The following is a 20,196-nucleotide window of genomic DNA, read 5'->3' as shown; positions in this document are numbered from 1 at the left end:
CGTGCGGCACCTGCAAGACGCGCCTGGTCAGTGGCGCGGTGAATTATCCACAGCCCCSGSCGGACATGCCGGAAGCGGGGCAGGTGCTGATTTGCTGCGCGGTGCCAGCGCAGAGCGAGCAGTTGCTGGTGCTGGATCTGTAACGCAACTCCCCCTGTAGGAGCTGCCGCAGGCTACGATCTTTTGATCCTGGGTTATTAAAATCAAAAGATCGCAGCCTGCGGCAGCTCCTACAGAGGATTGATGTGTTGTGGTGGATCAGGCGTAAGACAGGTCTTTCTCTTCGAGCAGCTCCTGATACAACGCGGTCCACTTGCGGCCCATCTCGTCGGCGGTGAACAACTGCCGGTACCGCGCCTCGGCCTTGATGCCCATGGCCGCCGCGCGTTCGGGGTTTTCCCAGAGGGTACGCATCGCCTCGCGAAACGCCTGTGGATGACTCGGTGGCACCACCAACCCGGTTTCGTTGTGGATATTGATGTAGCTGGTGCCGGTGCCGATCTCGCTGGAGATCATCGGTTTGCCGTACATCGCGCCTTCGAGCAGCGAAATGCCAAACGCTTCGGAGCGCAGATGCGAGGGGAATACGATGGCGTAGCTCAGTTGCAGCAGGGCGACCTTGTCTTCATCGCCCAGACGCCCGAGGAAGTGGATATTACGCAGGCCCAGCGCGGCGGCCTGGGCATGCAGTTCCAGTTCCAGCGGCCCGGCACCGACGATGACCACCGGATAATCCACGTCCTTCAAAGCATCGAGCAGGATGTGCAGACCCTTGTAATAACGCATAACCCCGACGAACAGGAAAAACTTGTCCCCAAGCTGTTGGCGCCAGCGATTCATGCGTTCGCTGTCGGCCTGTGGATAACCCGCCTTGTTCAAACCGTATGGAATCACCCGGGTCTTGTCCTGGAATTGCTGCAACACGTCGCTGGTGTGCAGGTAGTTCGGCGAGGCCGCGACAATCCGGTCGGCGCTGGCCAGGAAGCGGTTCATCAGCGGGCGGTAGAGTTTGAGCAGATGTTTTTGGCGAATGATGTCGGAGTGGTAGGTCACCACGCTCGGTTTGTTCAGGCCGCTGGCAAAGTGCACCAGGTCCATGAAGGGCCAAGGGAAGTGGTAGTTGACCACATCGGCTTCGGCCGCCAGTTCGCGAAACTGTTTGAACACGCTCCAGGAAAACCCGGTGGAGGCGAACTGGATGTCGAGTCTGGCGCGATGCACTTCGTGTGAGCCGAGTTGCATCACAGGAGGGGTCGGGTCGGCGCTGAGGGTCAGCACCTGACCGTCGATGCCGTGATGCGCGCCGCTTTCGCAGAGCTGGAAGATCACTTGTTCGATGCCGCCGACCGAATCTGGCAGGTACGTCTTGAAAAAATGAAGAACTCGCATTCAGCCTCCCATGGCCTGGCGGTAGGCACCGGCGGTGGCCTGTGCGCAACGTTCCCAGGAAAATAGCCGCGTCCGGTGCAATCCGGCTTCTCGGCAGGCCTGCCAATGCGCTTGATCGTCGATCAGGCGGATCAGCGCATCCCGCAAGCCCTGTGCATCATCAGCTTCAATGTAGTTGCCCGCCGCGCCGGCGACTTCCGGCATGGCTGAAGAACGGGTGAGAATCACCGGAGTGCCACTGGCCATGGCCTCAAGTACCGGCAGCCCGAAGCCTTCATACCGCGACGGAAACACCAGCGCGCGGGCGCCGGCCAGCAGTTGTGCGACCTGTTCATCCGGCAGATAGCCGAGCAGGCACACATGCCCCGACGCGAGGGCCTGGCGCAGCTCATCGCTGAACTGCGTCTGCTGCCAACCGGCCATACCGACGATCAGCAGGGGAAAACGCTGGCGCACGGCCTCCGGCAGCAGGGCATGGGCGCGCAATGCCAGGCTCAGATTCTTGCGCGGCTCCAGAGTGCCGACACACAGGAAATATTCGCGCGGGGCAACGGCATGTGCCTTGAGCACCGCTTCGAGGGCGTCGGGTTGTCGTGGGTGGAAGCGCTCGGCCACACCCAGTGGCGCCACCACGAAACGCTCTGCCGGCAGACCAAAAAAAAGCCTGCGCCTCGTCGGCAATCGCCTGCGAGTCGGTGATGATCCGTTGCGCCTGTTGCACGCCAGCCGCCAGACGCCGTTCGATTTCCTTGAGGCGCGCCAAGGGCTGGGTCTCAGGAAAGTGCAGATGGGTCAGGTCGTGCAGGGTGATCACGGTCGGGCCATCGAAGGCCAGCGGCCACAGGCTCGGCTCGTGATACAGATCGATGCCTTGCGTGCGGCCCTGATCGAAACGTTTCTGTTCCAGCCAGCGCCGCGCCTGATAGGCCCCGGGGATCTGCCGCAGCAGTGGCGTCAGGCGCGAGTAGCCGGGCATGGCCGCTTCCGGCAGGGCCGAGCTCCAGCCCCAGCCGTGGAACAACGCCACTTCGACATCGGTTGTGTCGCGCAAGGCGCGGACCAGTTCGGCGACGTAGTGGCCGATGCCAGTGCGTGGCGCCTGAAGAATCCGCGCGTTAAGAGCAATGCGCATGCTGGCCTTCGGATGCGGGCAGTGGATGGTTCAGGTTGCGCTCGATACGCTGCACCAGTTGTGCGCTTGCTTCGCGCCAGCTCAGCCAACGCCATTGGTCGAGGCTCAGAGATGCCGGAAACTCACCCGAGCGCTCCATCCCGAGCACCAGGTCGGTAAGGCTCTGCGGATTGTGCAGGTCGAAATACGCCATGTAATCGCCGCCGATTTCGCGGAACACCGGAATGTCGCTGGCCATCGCTGGCAAGCCGCGTTGCATGGCTTCCACCAGCGGCAGGCCGAACCCTTCAACATGCGACGGGAATACCAGCGCGGTGGCGTGGGAGTAGGCGTGCTCAAGGCTTTTGTCCGAGAGCGAGTTGAACATGAACAGGCGACGGTTCAGTTGTGGATGCTGGCGGATCCGCTCGATCAGCGCCTCGCACTTCCAGCCGATTTTCCCGGCGATGCACAAGCGCGCCGTGGAGCCAGCCGCCCAGGCACGTTCGAAGGCATCGAGCAGGTAGGCGTGGTTCTTGCGCGGCTCGATGGTACTGACCATCAGGAACACCGGCTCCGGGGTCTTGAACAGGTTCAGCAGGTTGCGATCGACCTCGGCTGCGGCGTCGGTCAGGTCCAGTTCGGAACCCAGGTGGAAGTAGTCGAACCAGCGCTGCTGGACCTGTTGCGTGCCGATCCGGCGCAACATCTCCTGGCGCACCTGATCACGAATGGTGGTCGAGATCGCGACATAGCCATCGGCCGTGCGTGCAATCCAGTCGAACCAGTCATTGAACACCTTGACCAGACCCGCGTCGCAAAACTGCGGATGGGTCAGCGGGATCAGGTCGTAGATTACCGAAACGATACCCACGCCATCGCGTTTGAGTTGTTCGGCCAAGGGGAAAAAGTTGGCGTGCCAGGAGGAATCGAGCAACACCAGTTGATCGCCGGCCCGATGTTGCAACGGCACACAACGCTCGGGGATCGGTTTGCCCTTGAGCAGGCGCCCGAGTACGCGCATCGGCAGGCTGAAACAGGCAAACGCCATGAGCCGGCAGAGCACGTACAGCACTCGCCGGGCGAAATGCGACTGGCTGAAAGGCCGGCGTCGTTCCAGAGCGCGATGGCGCAACCAGAAGCTGTTGGCCCACTGTTCCAGCTTCACCCGCAGGCTGGTCAGATTGATTGTCGGGGTTTTGATCGGCGCCAGGCTTTTCACCTCATACAGGGCACCGTCGAGCATCACCACCGGGATGCATTCGCGCTCGGCGTTGGCTTCTGGCAACTGTTGAATGACGTTGCGCACCACGCGTTGAATGCCCGAGTTGGCGGACGGGTGTTCGAAAACGTAGGTGCACTCCATCAACAGTCGTGTCATCGCGAGATCTCCCTGTCTGCCTGCTGCGCCGGGTGTTCGCTGGAGCGGCTGATCTCGGTCCGGGCCTGCAGCCATGAGCAACCGACAAAGTCTTCCTGACGGTTGTTGATGACGTGGAAGACCAGACCGTAATCGCGCCATTCGAAATTGCGATCCAGATGCGAATCCAGACGCGACAGGCTCAGCGCCACCGAATAGCTGCCCTTGCCCAGGCGCATGTCGAAGGCGAAGCGGAACGTCACCTGCTCTCCGGCGCTCAGGTCGCTGATCGCCTGGTCCTGGCGATGGGTATTGATGCCGTAGATCGCCTGGCCGAGGCGATCCTTGATCAGAAAGCCCAACACCAGACGCTCGATGTCTTCGCGCACCTCGGTCTGCACTTCCAGCACCACTGGCTGGCCGACTTCCGCCACTTCCAGGCTGCGCCCTTGAGCGTCGAGCAGGCGCACGCTGACGATCCCCGCTTCACCAGTCCCGGAAATGGTCTGCACCTGGCCGTTGGCGAGCATTTCCTGGCGCACGATCTGCCCTTCGCGTTGGGCGAGCATGGCGTTGTAGTAATCCATGACCTCTTCGGGTTTGCCGCGCATGGCCAGGCGGCCGTTCTCCAGCAGGATCGCGGTGTCGCAGATCGACTGAATCGCCGAACGGTCGTGGGACACGATCAACAGCGTGGTGCCAGCCTTGCGAAAGTTGCGGATGCGCTCGAAGCTTTTGTGCTGGAAGTAGGCATCGCCCACCGACAGCGCTTCATCGACGATCAGGATGTCCGGACGACGTGCGGTGGCAACGCTGAAAGCCAGGCGCATCTGCATGCCGCTGGAATACGTGCGCACCGGGTGATCGATGGCTTCGCCGATTTCGGCAAAGCTTTCGATCTGCGGCATCAAGGCTTCGATCTCTTCGACCTGCATGCCCAGTAACTGGCCGGCCATGAACGCGTTCTGACGCCCGGTGAAATCCGGGTGGAAACCCATGCCCAGTTCCAGCAGCGCGGCCACGCGACCTTGCAGTTGAATCTGCCCGCAGCTGGGTTGCGTGGTGCCGGTGATCATCTTCAGCAGCGTACTTTTGCCCGCGCCATTGACCCCGACGATGCCGACGGCTTCGCCGGGCTGAATCTCGAAATCGATGTCCTGCAGGATCCAGTGCAAGTGGTGCCGTGTCCCGGAAAACGGCACCAGCCACTCGAACAACCGGCTCCAGCGATTGGGGTATTGCTTGTAGGCCTTGCCCAGGCCGCTGACGCGTATATGTCCCATCAGAGTTCATCCACCATTTCGCCGACACGTTGCCGGAAGAGGCGCAGGGCCATGGCGCAGAACAGCAGGCCGAGGATCAGCAATGGCAGCAGCGATGGCCAGTTCGGCCACTGGTTGTAGAGGAACACGTTCTGGTAGCTGGTCATCAGTGCCGTCATCGGGTTCAGGCTGATCAGGTGCTGGATGCCCGGCGGCAGGATCGACAGTGGATAAACGATGGGGGTCAGCCAGAACCAGAATTGCAGGCAGATGCCGAACATCTGTCCGACATCGCGGAAGAATACGTTGAGGATGCCGAGGATCATCCCCAGCCCGGCGGCGAAGATCACCTGCACCAGCAACAGTGGAATCAGCGCCAGCAAGGCCATGCCGGGCAGTCGCCCGCTAATCAGCAGAAAACCGAAAAACAGCGCCAGGATAATCGCGAAGTTGATCCCGGCGTTGAGCAGCGCAATCACCGGCAGGCAGATCCGCGGGAAGCTGATTTTCTTCAGCAGGTTGGCGTTTTCCAGAAACATGCTCTGGCTGCGCGAGGTGATTTCCGCGAACAGTCCCCAGGTCAGCAGGCCGGCGCACAGGTACACACTGTAGGCCAGGCCGTCATCCACACCCGGCAGGCGCGCGCGCATGATCTGGGAAAAGATCACCGTGTACACGACGATCATCGACAACGGGTTGAGCACGGTCCACAGCGCGCCGAACAGCGAATTGCGATAACGCGCCTGAAACTCCCGCTTGACGCTGCCGAGGATGAATCCGCGATAGCTGCGCAGCGAGCGATACAGGGAAAGCAGCATCAAACCGTCCTGCCGTATTGGTCTTCGAAGCGCACGATATCGTCTTCACCCAGGTATTCGCCGCTTTGCACCTCGATGATCACCAGGTCGATCACGCCGGGGTTTTCCAGGCGATGGCGGTGCCCGGCGGCAATGAACGTCGATTCGTTCTTGGCCACCAGATGCGTGCCGCTGCCGTTGTTGGTGACCTTGGCCATGCCTTCGACCACCACCCAGTGTTCGTTGCGGTGATGGTGCATTTGCAGCGACAGCTTGCCGCCGGGCTTGACCACGATGCGCTTGATCTTGAAGCGCGGGCCTTCCTCGAGCACGGTATAGGTGCCCCACGGACGGCTGACCGTGCGATGCAGGCGGTAGGCTTCGTGGGACTTGTCCTTGAGCTGCTTGGCGACGCGCCGCACATCCTGGGCGCGATCGGCGTGGGCCACCAGCACGGCATCGGCGGTGTCGACGATGATCAGGTTATCCACACCCACGGCGGCCACCAGCCGGCCTTCGCTCTGCACGAAGTTGTTGTGACTGTCGATGAACACCGCTTCGCCGCTGGCGCGATTGTTGTCGGCATCGGCCGGTACCAGTGCTGCCACGGCGCCCCATGAACCGATGTCGCTCCAGTCGAAACCGGCGGGCACCACTACGACTTTGTCCGAGCGTTCCATCAACGCGTAATCGATGGAGATGTCGGTGATCTCAGCGAACAGAGCTGCTGACAGTTCCTGTTGCAGACAGCCGACGGTTTCCACCGGGGCGCTGGCCTCCATGCAGGCGCGGGTCTGCTCCAGCAACTCCGGTGCGTGCAATTGCAGCTCGTTGATCAGGGTCGCGGTGGTGAAGCAGAACATGCCCGAGTTCCACAGGAAGTTGCCGCTTTCCAAATAATGCGTGGCGGTTTGCAGGTCAGGCTTTTCCACGAAACGCTGCACTTTTGCCGCGCCTTTGGCATCCAGTGGCGCGCCGGTTTCGATGTAGCCGAAGCCGGTTTCCGGGGCGGTCGGCAGCACGCCGAAGGTCACCAGATAACCGTCCTTCGCCAGGTTGACCGCGTGTTCGACGGCGCTCTTGAGGGCTTGCTGATTAACGATCAAATGGTCGGCGGGCATCACCACCATGATCGCGTCGTCACCGTGCAACGCTTGCAGTGACAAGGCCGCCGCAGCAATCGCCGGGGCGGTGTTGCGCCCGGTCGGCTCCAGCAGGAAGTGTCCGCGATGGCGCGACACGTGGGCGGCGCAATAGTGATCCTTGCTCTGGAAGTAGTATTCGCGGTTGGTCACCGTAACGATGTCGCCCCAGCCGTCCAGCAATGCGGCGGCACGCTGATAGGTCTTGCCCAGCAGCGACTGGCCGTCGGGCAGGGTCATGAACGGCTTGGGATGGCCCTCGCGGGACACCGGCCACAGACGAGTGCCGGCGCCGCCGGACAGAATCACGGGGATCAGCATGGCCTACTCCTTGGCGACGCGTTTCATGTCCGCATCCATCATCATGCGGATCAGAGTGTCGAGGTCGGTTTTCGGTTTCCAGCCCAGCACGCGCTGCGCCTTGGCCGGGTTGCCAAGCAGCACTTCGACTTCGGCGGGGCGGAAGAACGCCGGGTCGATCTTCACGTAATCGCGGTAGTTCAAACCGACGTGATCGAAAGCGATGCGGCACATCTCGCGCACGGTGGTGGTGACGCCGGTGGCGACCACAAAATCGTCAGGTTTGTCCTGCTGCAGCATCAGCCACATGGCTTCGACGTAGTCACCGGCAAAGCCCCAGTCGCGTTTGGCGTCGATGTTGCCCAAGGCCAGTTCCTGCTGCTTGCCCTGTTTGATCCGGGCAGCGGCGTCGGTGACCTTGCGCGTCACGAATTCGATGCCGCGCAGTGGCGATTCGTGGTTGAACAGGATGCCGCTGCTGGCGTGCAGGTCGAAACTTTCGCGGTAGTTGACGGTGATCCAGTGGCCGTAGAGCTTGGCGACACCATAGGGGCTGCGCGGGTAGAACGGCGTGTTCTCGTCCTGTTGCTCAGCCTGGATCAGACCGAACATTTCGCTGGTCGAGGCCTGATAGAAACGGGTGTGCGGGCTGAACTGGCGGATCGCCTCGAGCAGGTGGGTCACGCCCAGGCCATCGACGATGCCGGTGGTCACCGGTTGATTCCAGGACGCGGCGACGAAGCTTTGTGCGGCCAGGTTGTAGACCTCGTCCGGCGCCGACTTGATCACCGCGCGCTGCACCGAGCAGGCATCGGCCATGTCACCGTCCAGGTAGACGATGTCGCCTTCGACGCCCATCTCGCGCAGGCGCCAGCGTGAATCGCTGCTGCGCCGTGCGACCAGACCGTGAACCTTGTAGCCCTTGTCGAGCAGCAGTCTGGCCAGATAAGCGCCGTCCTGGCCGGTGATCCCTGTGATCAGTGCACTTTTCATTCTTGTCGTACTCGCTGCTCCCAGTCGGACAGGATCGCCCGCAAGGATTGTTGTGTTGTAATTTTCGGCGCCCATTCCGTGACTTGGGCAAGCCTTGCATGACTGCCGCAAACGCGACGCTGATCCGCGCGGCGCATGCGCGCCGGATCCTGGACCAGTTGCAGGTCGACCTCGGCAAGGTCGGCCATTTGCTCGATCAAACTGCGGATGCTTTGCTCGCGGCCCGAGCAAATGTTGTAGACCTGCCCCGGCGTACCCTTTTCCAGCAGAGCGAAATACGCCGAGATCACATCGCCGACATCGAGGAAATCGCGCGTGACGTCAATGTCACCGACTTCCAGTTGCGCGGCTTGCAGGCCTTGTTTGATGCGGTTGATCTGGCGTGCAGCACTGGCGATGACAAAGTTGTCTTTCTGCCCGCTGCCGATGTGATTGAACGGCCGCGCCACCAGCACTGGCCAGCCTTCACTCAGGCCCCACTGCAGGCTGAGAAACTCTGCCGACAGTTTGCTCACCGCGTATGGATTGCGCGGGCAGGGCGGTTGCAGTTCGGTAATGGGCAAGGCGCTCTCGTCGACTTGTCCATAGACGTCGCCGGAACTGACATACAGGAACGTCCCGCGAAAACCGCGGGCCTTGAGGGCCTGTAACAGATTGAGGGTACCGAGCAGATTGATTTCGAGCGTTCGGCCCGGGTCACGGAAAGCTTCGGGAACGAAGGTCTGACCGGCCAGGTGAATCACCGCGTCGGGCAATTGTGGCCACAGATCGGTGAGGCTGGTCGCAGCCGTGAGATCGTAAGGCGCCGCCGCAGGCAGCAGTTCCCACGTCGAGCCAGGTTGTTCCAGATGCGACTGGAGATGTTGTCCCACGAACCCACTGAGGCCCGTGATGAACAGACGCTTTTTCAAACACTGACCCCTTGGTCTTTAACCTTCGCCACTTTCCCATAGGCTTTGGGGAAAAGTCTGTCAGGCCGGATGAGAAAGACCGGCAGGACAATCGGCAAAGTCGTTGTTGTAGTTATTTGTTACCAATCTGTGCCAAATGATCGGCAATTTCAACAGCGCAAACCGTGACCGGTCAGTTCTCGTCAGCGTAGCCCTATTTATTCTTGTCGGGCGGTTCCCGGATTCGCAAAGGATGTGTTTAGAATGGCCCTCGTCGCCATCTCCCCAGGTTCGCCGGGGTTGTTGCGCAACAGGGTGAAACCAGCCACTAAAAACAAGAACGAAGACGAGCTCAGGACGAAGGACGAGCAGCGGTGATCCCGACTCGATTCAGCGCCTGGACGTCATAGCGTGAAACTGCCGGGATGGTGGTGTCACCGTGGGATGCCATGAATTTCATTCTTTACTCGGACGTCAATGACCGCTCCATCAGCCAGAGTCTGGGGCGTCCGGAATACAGCTATTACTTCGTGCTCAAGGCCTACCGTCCTGTGCTGGAAAGCCTTGGACAGGTGCACGTCGTGTCGTCGGCGGCCGAAGTCGACCCGTTGTATCGGCAGTTGCAACTGGCCGGTCAGGACTGCCTTTTTCTTTCGTTTGCGCCGCCGCATAAAACCCCGACCGACCTGCAATGCCCCGTGGTCTGCGTGATCGCGTGGGAGTACGACTCGATCCCGGATGACCCTCATGAAGATGCCCGGCATGACTGGAGCCAGATCCTGGCCCGCCACGGTCGGGCGATCACGTTGTCCAGTCACACGGCACAAGCCATTCGCCGGACCATGGGCGAAGATTTCCCGGTCCTGGTATTGCCGACACCGTTGTGGGAAGGGTTTGCCGGGGTGCGCCAGCAGTACCCTGCTGCGCCGGTCAACCCAGGCACGGTGTTGCAGATCAAGGGCTGCATTATCGATAGCCGCACGCTCGGGTTGTCCGCCGATGGGCTGATCGCACCCGCTGTCGATGTGCAGGAGCCGCAGCCCGACGCGGTGGTTACGCCCGAAGCAGCGCCATTACCGCCACTGACCTTGCGCCGACGTGCGTTCATCACCAAACACTACCTGCGCGAAAGTTATCGCGCCGCCGCGACCTCGTCTGACCACGGGCCGCTGTTTTTGCTCAAGCACAATCTGTTGCTGTGGTATCGCGAAGCCGTTCGCGACTTGCTGCCGCTCGCCCTGCGCCGCCAGCTCTTCCGGTTACGTAGCCCGGCCCCCGAGCCGTTGCCGCCGGCCGTCATCGTCGAAACACCGCCGGTGGTCGAGCATCCGCAGGCCAGCCTGCCGGACATCAGTGCCACGGTACAGACCGAGGTCAGCGGTGTGGTCTATGTGAGCGTGTTCAACCCTGAAGACGGACGCAAGAACTGGCATCACCTGATCACGGCGTTCTGCTGGGCCATGCGCGATGTCGAAGGTGCCACGCTGGTGCTGAAGATGACGCAGAACGATCTGGCGACTTACTACGTGCACCTGATTACCTTGTTGTCGCAGCTGTCGCCTTTCGCCTGCCGGGTGGTGGTCATGCACGGCTACCTGGAAGACCAAGAGTTCGCCAGGCTGTACGGTGCTGCCAGTTTCTACGTCAACGCGTCCCGCTGCGAAGGTTTGTGCCTGCCACTGATGGAATTCATGTCCTGCGCTCGTCCGGTGATCGCGCCGGACCACACGGCAATGCACGACTACATCGACGAGCGCGTCGGTTTCATCGTCAAGTCCGGCCGTGAGCCGACGATCTGGCCGGATGACGTGCGGATCCTCTACCGCACCCTGCGCCATCGTCCGGATTGGGGCTCGTTGAAAACCGCCTACGAAAACAGTTACGCCATGGCCAAAAACGATCCGGTGGCTTATCAGGCCATGGCCCTGGCGGCCAATGAGCGCATGCGCGAGTACTGCAGTTTTGCTCCGGTGCAGCAGCGTCTGGCGCAGTTTTTTCAACTGACGCCGAGTGCAAGCCCACAGCTGATCGCCGAGGCGGGGACTGCATCATGCTGATCATCATTCATTCGGAAACCAACAAGAGCAACATCCAGCAGAACCTCGGCCGGCCCGAGTACAGCTATTACTTCGTGCTCAAGGAATTCCGCCCGGTGCTGGAACGCCTTGGGCAAGTCATTGAAGTGAGCAACCCGGACGAACTGGTTGATCGCCTGTACTTCGATTGTCTGAGCCGTGGCGAAGCGTGCGTGTTCCTGTCGTTCTCGCCACCGCATCGCACACCGATTCATTACGCCTGCCCGACCATCCCGGTATTTGCCTGGGAATTCAGCACCATCCCCACCGAAAGCTGGCACGGCGAGCCACGTCACGACTGGCGCGTGGTGTTGAACGCCTGCGGCATGGCGATTACCCATTCGAGTTTCACGGTGAACGCAGTCTGCGACGTGATGGGCGCGGACTATCCGATCTGCGCGATACCCGCGCCAGTCTGGGACCGTTTTGCCGCACGCGGTGCGCAGTTGCGCAAGCAGCCTGTGGTCGAAGCGGTGCAGTTGAAGTTGCGTGGCCTGTTGCTCGACAGCCGCACGGTGGATCTGCGCGCGTACGGTCCGCCGGGGTTGCGCGAAGGCACGCCAATGTCGTTTGCCGGGCCACCGCAGGACTGCCAACTGCAACTGGACGGCGTGGTCTACACCTCGGTGTTCAACCCGTACGACGGGCGCAAGAACTGGCAGGACATGATCAGTGCCTTCTGCACCACGTTCCGTGACGTCGCCGATGCGACATTGGTGCTGAAGCTCACGCACCATGACATCGCCAATGCCCTGAATGACATGCTGCATCACTTGTACAAGAACCAGTCCTACCACTGCCGGATCGTGCTGATCCACGGTTATCTGGCGGACGCCGATTACGAAGCGCTGGTGCAGGCCACCAGCTATGTGGTCAACAGCTCCTATGGCGAAGGGCAGTGCCTGCCGCTGATGGAGTTCATGTCCTGCGGCAAACCGGCGATCGCCCCGCTGAATACGGCAATGGCCGATTACGTCGACAGCGACAACGCGTTCATCGTTGATTCCACCGACGAGCTTACGGCTTGGCCTCACGACCCACGCGCGGCTTACCGTACCTTGCGCTACATGACCGATTGGGACTCGTTGTGCGCTGCGTACCGCGACAGTTATGAGGTGGCGAAAAACGACGTCGAACGCTATGCGCGAATGTCCGGGCATGCCGTTCACAACCTGCAGAAGTTCTGCAGTCAGGCGAGTGCAGAAGAACGCCTGCGGAGGTTTTTTGCGCAGCGCGCGCAGGCCCTCAAGCCGTTGTCCGTGGAAGCTTCGGGCGCATGATCCGGCGTCTGCTCGCACGCTTGCTCCCGGTTCCGTCGCCTGCTGCACCTGAGCCTAGCGCGCAGGTCTCGCCACGGGATGTGGGGTTGCATGACGCGATTCTCGACGGCTGGTTTTTGCCGGGCAGCGGCGAGTTGCTCAAGGGCTTCGCGATCACGGCTGACGACACCTTGCTCGACGTCGGTTGCGGCGAGGGCGTGGCGACGCTGTTCGCTGTGCGGCAGGGCGCCTCGGTAATTTTCACCGACAGCGAACATGACAAGGTTCGCGATCTGGCCCGGCAGGTTGAGGCGCAGAGCACAAAGCCGAATCTGGGGCTGGTCAGCAACAGCCTGCCATTGCCGCTGGCCGCCGGTTGCGCGAGCAAAGTGGTGTGCATGGAAGTGCTGGAGCACATCGATCAGCCGGAACCGTTCATGGCCGAACTGGTGCGCATGGGCCGCCCCGGTGCGCAGTATCTGCTGAGCGTGCCGGCGCCGGTGGGCGAGCACCTGCAACAAGGCATCGCCCCGGCCAGTTATTACCAGACGCCCAACCATGTGCAGATTTTCACCGAGCAGCGCTTTGCCGAACTGGTGGAGAACGCTGGGCTGGTGATCGAGCATCGGCAGGCCAGCGGCTTCTTCTGGGTGATGGGCATGATCTTCTTCTGGGCCAGCGAGCGCGCTGCCGGCCGGGACCTCGGTGGCGCGGTACGCGACCGGATTCAGGCGCCGTATCCGCCGCTGATGGAAAGCTGGGCACGGACCTGGCAAGACCTGCTGGCGCAGCCCGACGGTTTGGCAATCAAGCAGATGCTCGACCGCTTCATGCCCAAGAGCCAGGTGATCATCGCCCGCAAACCGCTGGCTGGCGAAACCTGCACCGGGGACCAGCCATGAGCGCCAGGCGGATCATGGACATCGAGGTGCTGCGTGCCATCGCCGTGCTCGGCGTGCTGTTCCATCACTTGCAGGGCAACCTGTTCACCGACACGGTGCCGCTGCTGGAGAACATTCATGCCTGGGCGCAACCGTGGTGGGGCGTTGATCTGTTTTTCGCGATCTCCGGCTTCGTCATCGCGCGCAGTCTGATCCCCGCGCTGCAAGGCTGCACGACGCGTCAGGAGTACTGGCAGCAGACGCGCAATTTCTGGCTGCGCCGGGTGTTTCGCCTGTTGCCGTCGGCCTGGTTGTGGCTGGCGTTGATCCTGCTGGCGTGCGTGTTTCTCAACCGCTCCGGGGCCTTTGGCAGCTTGCACGCCAACTTGCAGGCGACGCTGGCGGGGGTGTTGCAGTACGCCAATTTCCGTTTTGCCGACAGCTTTTTTCATTACGAATACGGCAGCAGTTTTGTCTACTGGAGCCTGGCGCTGGAGGAGCAGTTCTACCTGCTGTTCCCGCTGCTGATTGTGCTGTGCCGCAAACATCTGGTCTGGGCCTTGCTGGCGCTGGTGGCGGTGCAACTGTTCACCTTGCGCACGCCGTTGCTGATGGTGGTGCGCACTGATGCCCTGGCGCTCGGCGTGCTGCTGGCGCTGTGGAGCGCGCAACCTTCCTGGCAGCGCTGGCAGCCGACGTTTCTGCGGCGGCCGTGGGCCGGGGGTATCAGTGCTGATCGGCGTGGCACTGCTGATGAGTTTCATGGCCACCGACCGTTTCACCTTCGCGCCTTACCGCATCGGCTCGATTGCCGTGCTCGGCGCGCTGCTGGTGTGGATTGCTTCTTACAACCGGGATTACCTGCTGCCGGCGGGCCATTTGCAGCGGCTGATGGCGTGGATCGGCAGTCGTTCCTACGGCATTTACCTGATTCATATCCCGGCCTACCTGCTGGTGCGGGAGCTGATTTTCCGGCTGCAGGCTGCCGATTTGCCGAGCCCGGCCGGGCACCCGATTCTCACCTTGCTGATCGCCTTCGGCCTGATCGTGCTGCTCAGCGAGCTGAACTACCGCTTCATCGAAATGCCGATGCGCAATCGCGGTGCCGCCCTGGTGCGGCGCCTCGACACGTCCCGAACTGCCGTTTCAACCCCCGGAGCCACCTCATGCTGAGCCTATTGAAAAAACTCACGGCGGCGACGCCTGCACCGGCCCCCGCGCAACCCGTCGCCCCGGTGGCGGACAAGGTCGATCCGTACATGCTCGGCCTCTACGATGCCAAGCTCAGCGGCTGGTTCAACCAGGAGACCGGCGAGCTGTTCAAGGGCTTCCCGGTGACTGCCGATGACACCTTGCTCGATGTCGGCTGTGGTGACGGCGGCAACGTGCATTTTTGCGGCATGCGCGGGGCGAAGATCATCATCGCCGACATCGACGGCGCCAAGGTCGAGGCCACCCGCCAACGCCTGAGCGATACCCCGGCGCGCAGCGTCGAGTGTCATGTCACCGACTGTAATCCGTTGCCGATCGCCGACGGCACCGCTACCCGAGTGGTCTCCACCGAAGTCATCGAGCACGTCGACGACCCGGCGCAGTTTCTCGCCGAGCTGGTGCGGGTCGGTCAGTCCGGTGCGCTGTACCTGCTGAGCGTGCCGCACCCAAGCTCGGAAGATTTGCAGAAGGACATTGCGGCGCCGGAGTATTTCCAGAAGCCCAACCACATTCGCATCATCAGTGAAGATCAGTTCAAGACGCTGGTCAGCGACGCCGGGCTGGAGATCATCAGCCACAGCCAGTACGGTTTTTACTGGTCGATGTGGATGCTGTTGTTCTGGGAAGCCAAGGTCGATTTCAGCAACCCTGATCACCCGTTGCTCGAACATTGGGCCAACACCTGGCAAGCGGTGCTCGATTCGCCCCGTGGTGCGCAGATCAAGCAGGCGCTGGACGCGGTCGTGGCAAAGAGTCAGGTGATCATTGCCCGCAAGCCTTGAGTCGCTCCTCCAGGGATTTGTGTACCCTGCATTTTTGTATTGGCAGGGAATAAGCATTTCATGCGGTTCGGCTTTTCGATTTTGATCGCGGCAACGCTGCTGCTCGCTGCTTGCGAGCGGCAGGATGCCCCCGCCCTCGATCAACAACTTTATATCTGGCAACGTCAATGGACGCCGGCCCATGACGCTGCCCTGCGCGAAAGCCGCGAGAGCTTCTCGACATTGCGCGTGTTGGCCTTGCAGGCATTCCCCAATGACGGCTGGCATCGGGCGCAAATCGATGCGGCGTTGCTCAAGCGCGATGGCCGACCGCTGATTGCGGTGGTTCGTCTCGACGGTCAGCTCAAGGCGCTCGATCAGCAACAGGTGAACACACAGATCCTTCAGATGCTGGCTGACTGGCAAGCGCAGGGCCTGACGGTGAGCGGGGTCGAGATCGATCACGACGCCGGTAATGCGCGTCTGCCGGCGTATAGCGAATTTCTCGTGCGTCTGCGTGTTGCATTGCCGGCCAACTTGCCGCTGAGCATCACTGCGTTGCCGGCGTGGCTCGACAGTTCGCAACTGCCGGCACTGCTGGCCAGCGTCGACAGCAGTGTGCTGCAGGTGCACGCGGTCAGCGATCCGCGTCGTGGTCTGTTCGACCCCGGGCAGGCGCGGCGCTGGGCCAAGGCCTGGGGGGCGGGTGAGCGACAAACCGTTTTATCTGGCGCTGCCGGCCTACGGCGTGGCGCTGCTGCCGGATGCCGATGGCGTTCCGGTGGTGGAAAGTGAAGTGCCACTCGAGCGCGGCGGCCAGCGGCGCGAATTGCTCGCCGATCCTCAACAATTGAGCCGACTGGCCAGTGACATGCGCGAGGATCGCCCGGAACATCTGGCCGGGTTGATCTGGTTTCGTCTGCCGCTGGCCAATGATCGTCGCGCCTGGAGCCTCAGTACGCTGCGCGCTGTGGCCCTTGGCGATACGTTGAGCAGCCGGCTCGGTCTGACGTTCAGCGACCACGATGGTCTGCAGGACATCGCCCTGCGCAATGTCGGTAACCTCGACAGTGCCTGGCCCACGCGCATCACCGTCAAGGCCAGCGCTTGCGAGGGCGCCGATGCGCTCGCCGGTTACGCGTTGCAACAAAGCGCGGATCTGCTTACCTTCACCCGCCTGCGCGACGGTCGTCTGCCGGCGGGTGGACAACGCGCCATCGGTTGGGCGCGCTGTGCATTTATTGATCAAGGAGGTTCGCATGTTGACCCGTAACTGGCCCCGCCATCTGCTCTGCCTGAGCCTCAGCCTGCCGCTGGGTTCGGCGCTGGCCTGCGGCCCGGACTTTCCGATGCGCCTGCTCGACAATCGTGGGCAAAGCCTGGCTGAGCTGCCGGAGGGCAACTTCAACTTCGAGATCAGCCGCCTCGGCAAAACCATTGCCGGGCTGAAGAACGTTACCGCCGCGACGCACAATCCCGACGACATGTACGGCGACGAGAACGAGCCTGCGGCGCTTCGCGAAAAAGCCGAACAGGTGGGTCTGAGCGCCGAGCAACAAGCACTGGTCAAGCAACTGCGCGGCCTGACCGACGCGCGTCAGGTCGAGGCGCAGGGCGCCAGTCTGCCAGCGGAAATCCGTTTGTACGTGGCCGGCGCGGTGGCGTTTGCCACCGGCGATCATCCACTGGCTGTCGAATATTTCAACAAAGTGCTGGCGCTGCCGGCCGATCAGCGCCCGCTGCGCAGCACTTGGGCGGCGTACTCCTTGGGCCGCGCCTGGTTTGCCATGAGTGCCGAGGCGGGCGATGTCATCGAAGTGCTGGAGGACGCACGCGCAGCCTTCCGTCAGACCCGACAATTGAGCATCGATGGCTTCAGCGATCCTCTGGAACTCGGTGTCGCCAGTCTCGGTGAGGAGGCGCGAGTGCTGCGCAACGCCGGTGACTGGAACGGCGCCATCGAATTGTACGAAGCGCAGAACCTGCACGGCTCGGCCGTGGGTTATACCTCGCTGAAACAACTGATGAATGAGCTGGCCGAACTGCCCGAGCCGCAACTGGCCAAGTTGCTGGAGCGCAAGGCTGTGCAGCAATTGGTTACCGCCTCGTTGATCAGCCGGATGGGCTGGTCGTTCGACGAACAACCGCCGAACGAGAAGAAGCTGATCAAGCTGCTGCAGGACAGTACCCGTGGCAGCCTGGAAAACGCCGATCGACTGGCGGCCATGAACTATCAACAAGGTGATTACGCCAGCGCCAAAGCCTTCCTTGAAAATGCTGGTGATGGCGGCTTGGCGTGGTGGTTGCGGGCCAAGCTGGCGGTGCGTGACGGTGATAAAAATGCCGCGGCTGCCGCCTATGCCAAAGCTGCGCAGGCTTTCCCGCAGAGCGAGGATTGGGGCTATCGGCGCACCCCGGACTGGGACTTCGAAACCGTCCAGCCGAAATGCCGGGTCGAGGGTGAGAGCGCGATTCTGGCGCTGCAACGTGGTGAATACCTGCAAGCGTTCGTGCAGTTGTATCGCAGCAACAGCATCTACTGGTTCGACGCGGCAACGGTGGCCGAGCGCGTGCTGACGGTCGATGAGCTCAAGCGCTATGTCGATGACAACGTACCGGCGCCGCCGGCATTGACCCAACAGCAGCGCGACAACTACGTGCCGTTGCCGGTCGCCGCCAGCCTGCGCAATCTGCTGGGACGGCGCTTGCTGCGTGAAGGGCATTACGAGGAAGCGGTCGGCTATTTCGACAATCCGGACCTGCAGCACAAGGCCCGGCTCTACGGCGAACAACGAATGAAGGCCGACGCTGCGTGGTGGCCGACCAAACGCGCCAGCGCCTTGTACAACGCGGCGTGGACCGCGCGTGAATGGGGCATGGACATTCTCGGTTACGAGATGGCGCCGGATTACGCCACGTTCGGCGGCAGCTACAGTCTGGAAAACACCGAGCTGAAAGTCGGGCCGCTGGTGGCCGAGGCTGAAGTCCAGCGCCAGAAGGCCAGCCAGGCGCAACCGGACGAGCGTTATCACTACCGTTTTGTCGCCACCGCGCTGGCCAGCCGGGCTGCCGACAACTTGCCGCACACCAGTCAGGCGTTTGCTGCGGTGTTGTGCAATGCCGCCGGTTTCAACAGCAGCCTTGAAGAACAGAGCGCGTTGTATCGACGCTACGTCAACGAAGGCCCATACGTGCCTTGGGCGGTGGACTTCGGCAATCAGTGCCCGTACCCGGATTTCGAAAACGCCGACAAGCGTTACGTCACCCAGGTGACCGATGCCGTACGCAATACGTTGCGTCCGTACAAATGGCCGGTGGTCGGTGTCCTGGTGCTGTTCAGTGCGGGCGCCTTGGTGTTGCTCAGTCGTCGGCGCAAGGCGCGCAAGCCCTAAGCCTGCTGGATAAACGCCAGGCGCACGGCAAAGCCGATCAACAGGCTGCCGAACAGCCATTGCTGAACGCGTTGGGCGGTTGGACTGTGTTGCAGCCAACGGCCCAATGCGGCGCCGGTCAGGGCATAGGCGCTGTCGAACAGTAGCCCGACGCCCACCAGCAACACGCCGAGGGTGGCAAATTGGGTCAGTACCGCTGCGCCGTCATTGACGATGAATTGCGGCAACAGCACCGAGCAGAACAGCAACGCCTTGGGATTGAGCAGATTGGTCAGCAGGCCACGGCGAATCGCCTCGCGCCATTGTCCTTGGGCGTGTGTCACGGCGGGCGTGTTCAGGTTCGGCAGCAAGCTGCTGCGCAGGCATTGAATGCCGATCCACAGCAGGTACGCCGCCCCGGCCAGACGCACCATATCAAACGTCCACGGCGCCGCCTTGAACAGCGCCGCCAGACCCAGTGCCGCCAATGCCACGTGACAGCCTCGGGCGATCGCCAGGCCAACGGCGGTTGCCAGCGCCGCACCGCGACCCTGGCGGGCACCGGTTTGCAGCAACAGGATCATGTCCGGCCCCGGCAACAGGAAGACCACCGCCAATGCCAGAAAAAACAGCCAGATACTTGTCATGTCGCAGCCCTTTCGTTGTCGATTCGGTGAGCAAAGTTTAGGGCGCAAGGGCGGGGCAGGTGCTTGCGAAGTCAGCTTCAAAAAGCCACAGGATTGGCATAACCTGCTTTCTTTTGGCCCCTTGACCAGCAGGATCTGCCAACCATGAAACTCGACGCTTTTGACCGCAAGATTCTCGCGGCGCTGCAACGCAACGGCCGGCTGAGCAACGTCGAACTGGCGGATGAGATCGGTCTGTCGGCGTCACCGTGCCTGCGTCGGGTGCGGATGCTCGAGGAGGCCGGGGTGATTCGTGGCTATCAGGCCAACCTCGATCGCGATGAGGTGGGGTTGGGGCTGACGGTGTTTGTCGGGGTCAAGGTCGAGCGCCACAACGATGAGCAGGCCGAAGCCTTTTACGCAGCGGTCACGGCACTGCCGGAGGTGATTTCAGCGTTTCTGGTGTCCGGGGAATCGGACTTTCTGTTGCAAGTGGTGGTGCCGGACCTGCGCGCGTATGACCGCTTTCTCAGCGGCTGTCTGCTGAAGCTGCCGGGGGTGAGTGACATTCGCAGCAACTTTGCGATTCACACCGTGAAGACGCCGGGGGCGTTGCCGTTGGGGCATCTTCCGCGGTAGAGCGGGTTGCTCCCACATTCGACCGCAATCCTCCAGCAGGAACACGGTCAACTGTGGGAGCTGGCTTGCCAGCGATAGCGGTGTGTCAGCGACCGCAACGGTTACAGGACTGACGCCATCGCTGGCAA

15 protein-coding genes and 3 pseudogenes are annotated in these 20,196 nt (G+C 61.8%); 9 read left to right on the top strand and 9 right to left on the bottom strand.

The features are described from left to right. A partial coding sequence (locus HT737_RS32760) for a 2Fe-2S iron-sulfur cluster-binding protein (protein WP_182403162.1) occupies window positions 1-143 on the top strand: 143 nt, incomplete at its 5' end. 115 nt (window positions 144-258) lie between these two features. Here HT737_RS32760 and HT737_RS15510 read toward each other — a convergent pair. The 8 genes and pseudogenes from HT737_RS15510 to HT737_RS15475 form a co-directional block, all read right to left on the bottom strand. Continuing rightward, complete coding sequence (locus tag HT737_RS15510; protein ID WP_182403160.1) at window positions 259-1,389, bottom strand: glycosyltransferase family 4 protein; 1,131 nt, start codon at window positions 1,387-1,389, stop codon at window positions 259-261. Continuing rightward, a pseudogene (locus HT737_RS15505) lies at window positions 1,390-2,521 on the bottom strand (glycosyltransferase family 4 protein). Then, window positions 2,505-3,881, bottom strand: a complete 1,377-nt coding sequence (locus HT737_RS15500; RefSeq protein ID WP_182403158.1) for a glycosyltransferase family 1 protein — start codon at window positions 3,879-3,881, stop codon at window positions 2,505-2,507. The pseudogene HT737_RS15505 and the gene HT737_RS15500 overlap by 17 nt, the downstream one beginning before the upstream one ends. Next, window positions 3,878-5,143 carry an ABC transporter ATP-binding protein gene (locus HT737_RS15495; protein ID WP_182403156.1) on the bottom strand — a complete coding sequence of 422 codons (1,266 nt, stop codon included), beginning with the start codon at window positions 5,141-5,143 and terminating at the stop codon, window positions 3,878-3,880. The genes HT737_RS15500 and HT737_RS15495 overlap by 4 nt, the downstream gene beginning before the upstream one ends. Further along, a complete protein-coding gene (locus HT737_RS15490; protein ID WP_047596956.1) occupies window positions 5,143-5,940 on the bottom strand; it encodes an ABC transporter permease in 798 nt (265 codons plus the stop codon). Before HT737_RS15490 ends, HT737_RS15495 begins: the two co-directional genes overlap by 1 nt. Continuing rightward, entirely contained in the window at window positions 5,940-7,382 is a 1,443-nt protein-coding gene (locus HT737_RS15485) for a mannose-1-phosphate guanylyltransferase/mannose-6-phosphate isomerase (protein WP_182403153.1), read from the bottom strand. Before HT737_RS15485 ends, HT737_RS15490 begins: the two co-directional genes overlap by 1 nt. A 3-nt stretch (window positions 7,383-7,385) precedes the next feature. After that, complete coding sequence (gmd, locus tag HT737_RS15480) at window positions 7,386-8,354, bottom strand: GDP-mannose 4,6-dehydratase (protein ID WP_007960806.1); 969 nt, start codon at window positions 8,352-8,354, stop codon at window positions 7,386-7,388. Continuing rightward, window positions 8,351-9,265, bottom strand: coding sequence for a GDP-mannose 4,6-dehydratase (locus tag HT737_RS15475; protein ID WP_047297366.1), 915 nt, complete (start codon window positions 9,263-9,265; stop codon window positions 8,351-8,353). Before HT737_RS15475 ends, gmd begins: the two co-directional genes overlap by 4 nt. Window positions 9,266-9,693: 428 nt before the next feature. Here HT737_RS15475 and HT737_RS15470 point away from each other — a divergent pair, with 428 nt between their 5' ends. From HT737_RS15470 to HT737_RS15440, 7 genes and pseudogenes are all read left to right on the top strand, one after another. Beyond that, a complete protein-coding gene (locus HT737_RS15470; protein WP_182403151.1) occupies window positions 9,694-11,301 on the top strand; it encodes a glycosyltransferase in 1,608 nt (535 codons plus the stop codon). Then, the gene (locus HT737_RS15465; RefSeq protein WP_047297365.1) at window positions 11,295-12,599 is read left to right on the top strand and encodes a glycosyltransferase; all 1,305 of its coding nucleotides are present in this window, start codon (window positions 11,295-11,297) and stop codon (window positions 12,597-12,599) included. Before HT737_RS15470 ends, HT737_RS15465 begins: the two co-directional genes overlap by 7 nt. Continuing rightward, entirely contained in the window at window positions 12,596-13,480 is an 885-nt protein-coding gene (locus HT737_RS15460) for a bifunctional 2-polyprenyl-6-hydroxyphenol methylase/3-demethylubiquinol 3-O-methyltransferase UbiG (protein WP_047297364.1), read from the top strand. The genes HT737_RS15465 and HT737_RS15460 overlap by 4 nt, the downstream gene beginning before the upstream one ends. Next, window positions 13,477-14,632 (top strand): annotated as a pseudogene (locus HT737_RS15455) (acyltransferase family protein). Before HT737_RS15460 ends, HT737_RS15455 begins: the two are co-directional and overlap by 4 nt. Further along, a complete protein-coding gene (locus HT737_RS15450) occupies window positions 14,626-15,453 on the top strand; it encodes a class I SAM-dependent methyltransferase (RefSeq protein WP_047297362.1) in 828 nt (275 codons plus the stop codon). The pseudogene HT737_RS15455 and the gene HT737_RS15450 overlap by 7 nt, the downstream one beginning before the upstream one ends. A 60-nt stretch (window positions 15,454-15,513) precedes the next feature. Continuing rightward, a pseudogene (locus tag HT737_RS15445) lies at window positions 15,514-16,705 on the top strand (DUF3142 domain-containing protein). Further along, entirely contained in the window at window positions 16,692-18,824 is a 2,133-nt protein-coding gene (locus HT737_RS15440; RefSeq protein ID WP_182403149.1) for a hypothetical protein, read from the top strand. Before HT737_RS15445 ends, HT737_RS15440 begins: the two are co-directional and overlap by 14 nt. Here the strand turns inward: HT737_RS15440 and HT737_RS15435 are convergent. Beyond that, on the bottom strand, window positions 18,821-19,450 hold the full coding sequence (locus tag HT737_RS15435) for a LysE family translocator (protein WP_182403147.1): 630 nt from the start codon (window positions 19,448-19,450) through the stop codon (window positions 18,821-18,823). The genes HT737_RS15440 and HT737_RS15435 overlap by 4 nt on opposite strands. 144 nt (window positions 19,451-19,594) lie before the next feature. Here HT737_RS15435 and HT737_RS15430 point away from each other — a divergent pair, with 144 nt between their 5' ends. Next, a complete protein-coding gene (locus tag HT737_RS15430) occupies window positions 19,595-20,068 on the top strand; it encodes an Lrp/AsnC family transcriptional regulator (RefSeq protein ID WP_041073817.1) in 474 nt (157 codons plus the stop codon). Window positions 20,069-20,196: the final 128 nt, after the last annotated feature.

The sequence above is a fragment of the Pseudomonas sp. MD195_PC81_125 genome (assembly GCF_014060985.1).
Classification (GTDB): Bacteria; Pseudomonadota; Gammaproteobacteria; order Pseudomonadales; family Pseudomonadaceae; genus Aquipseudomonas; species Aquipseudomonas parakoreensis.
Note: the sequence above shows the minus strand (reverse complement) of the source record. Positions and strands in the feature narration are given on the sequence as shown.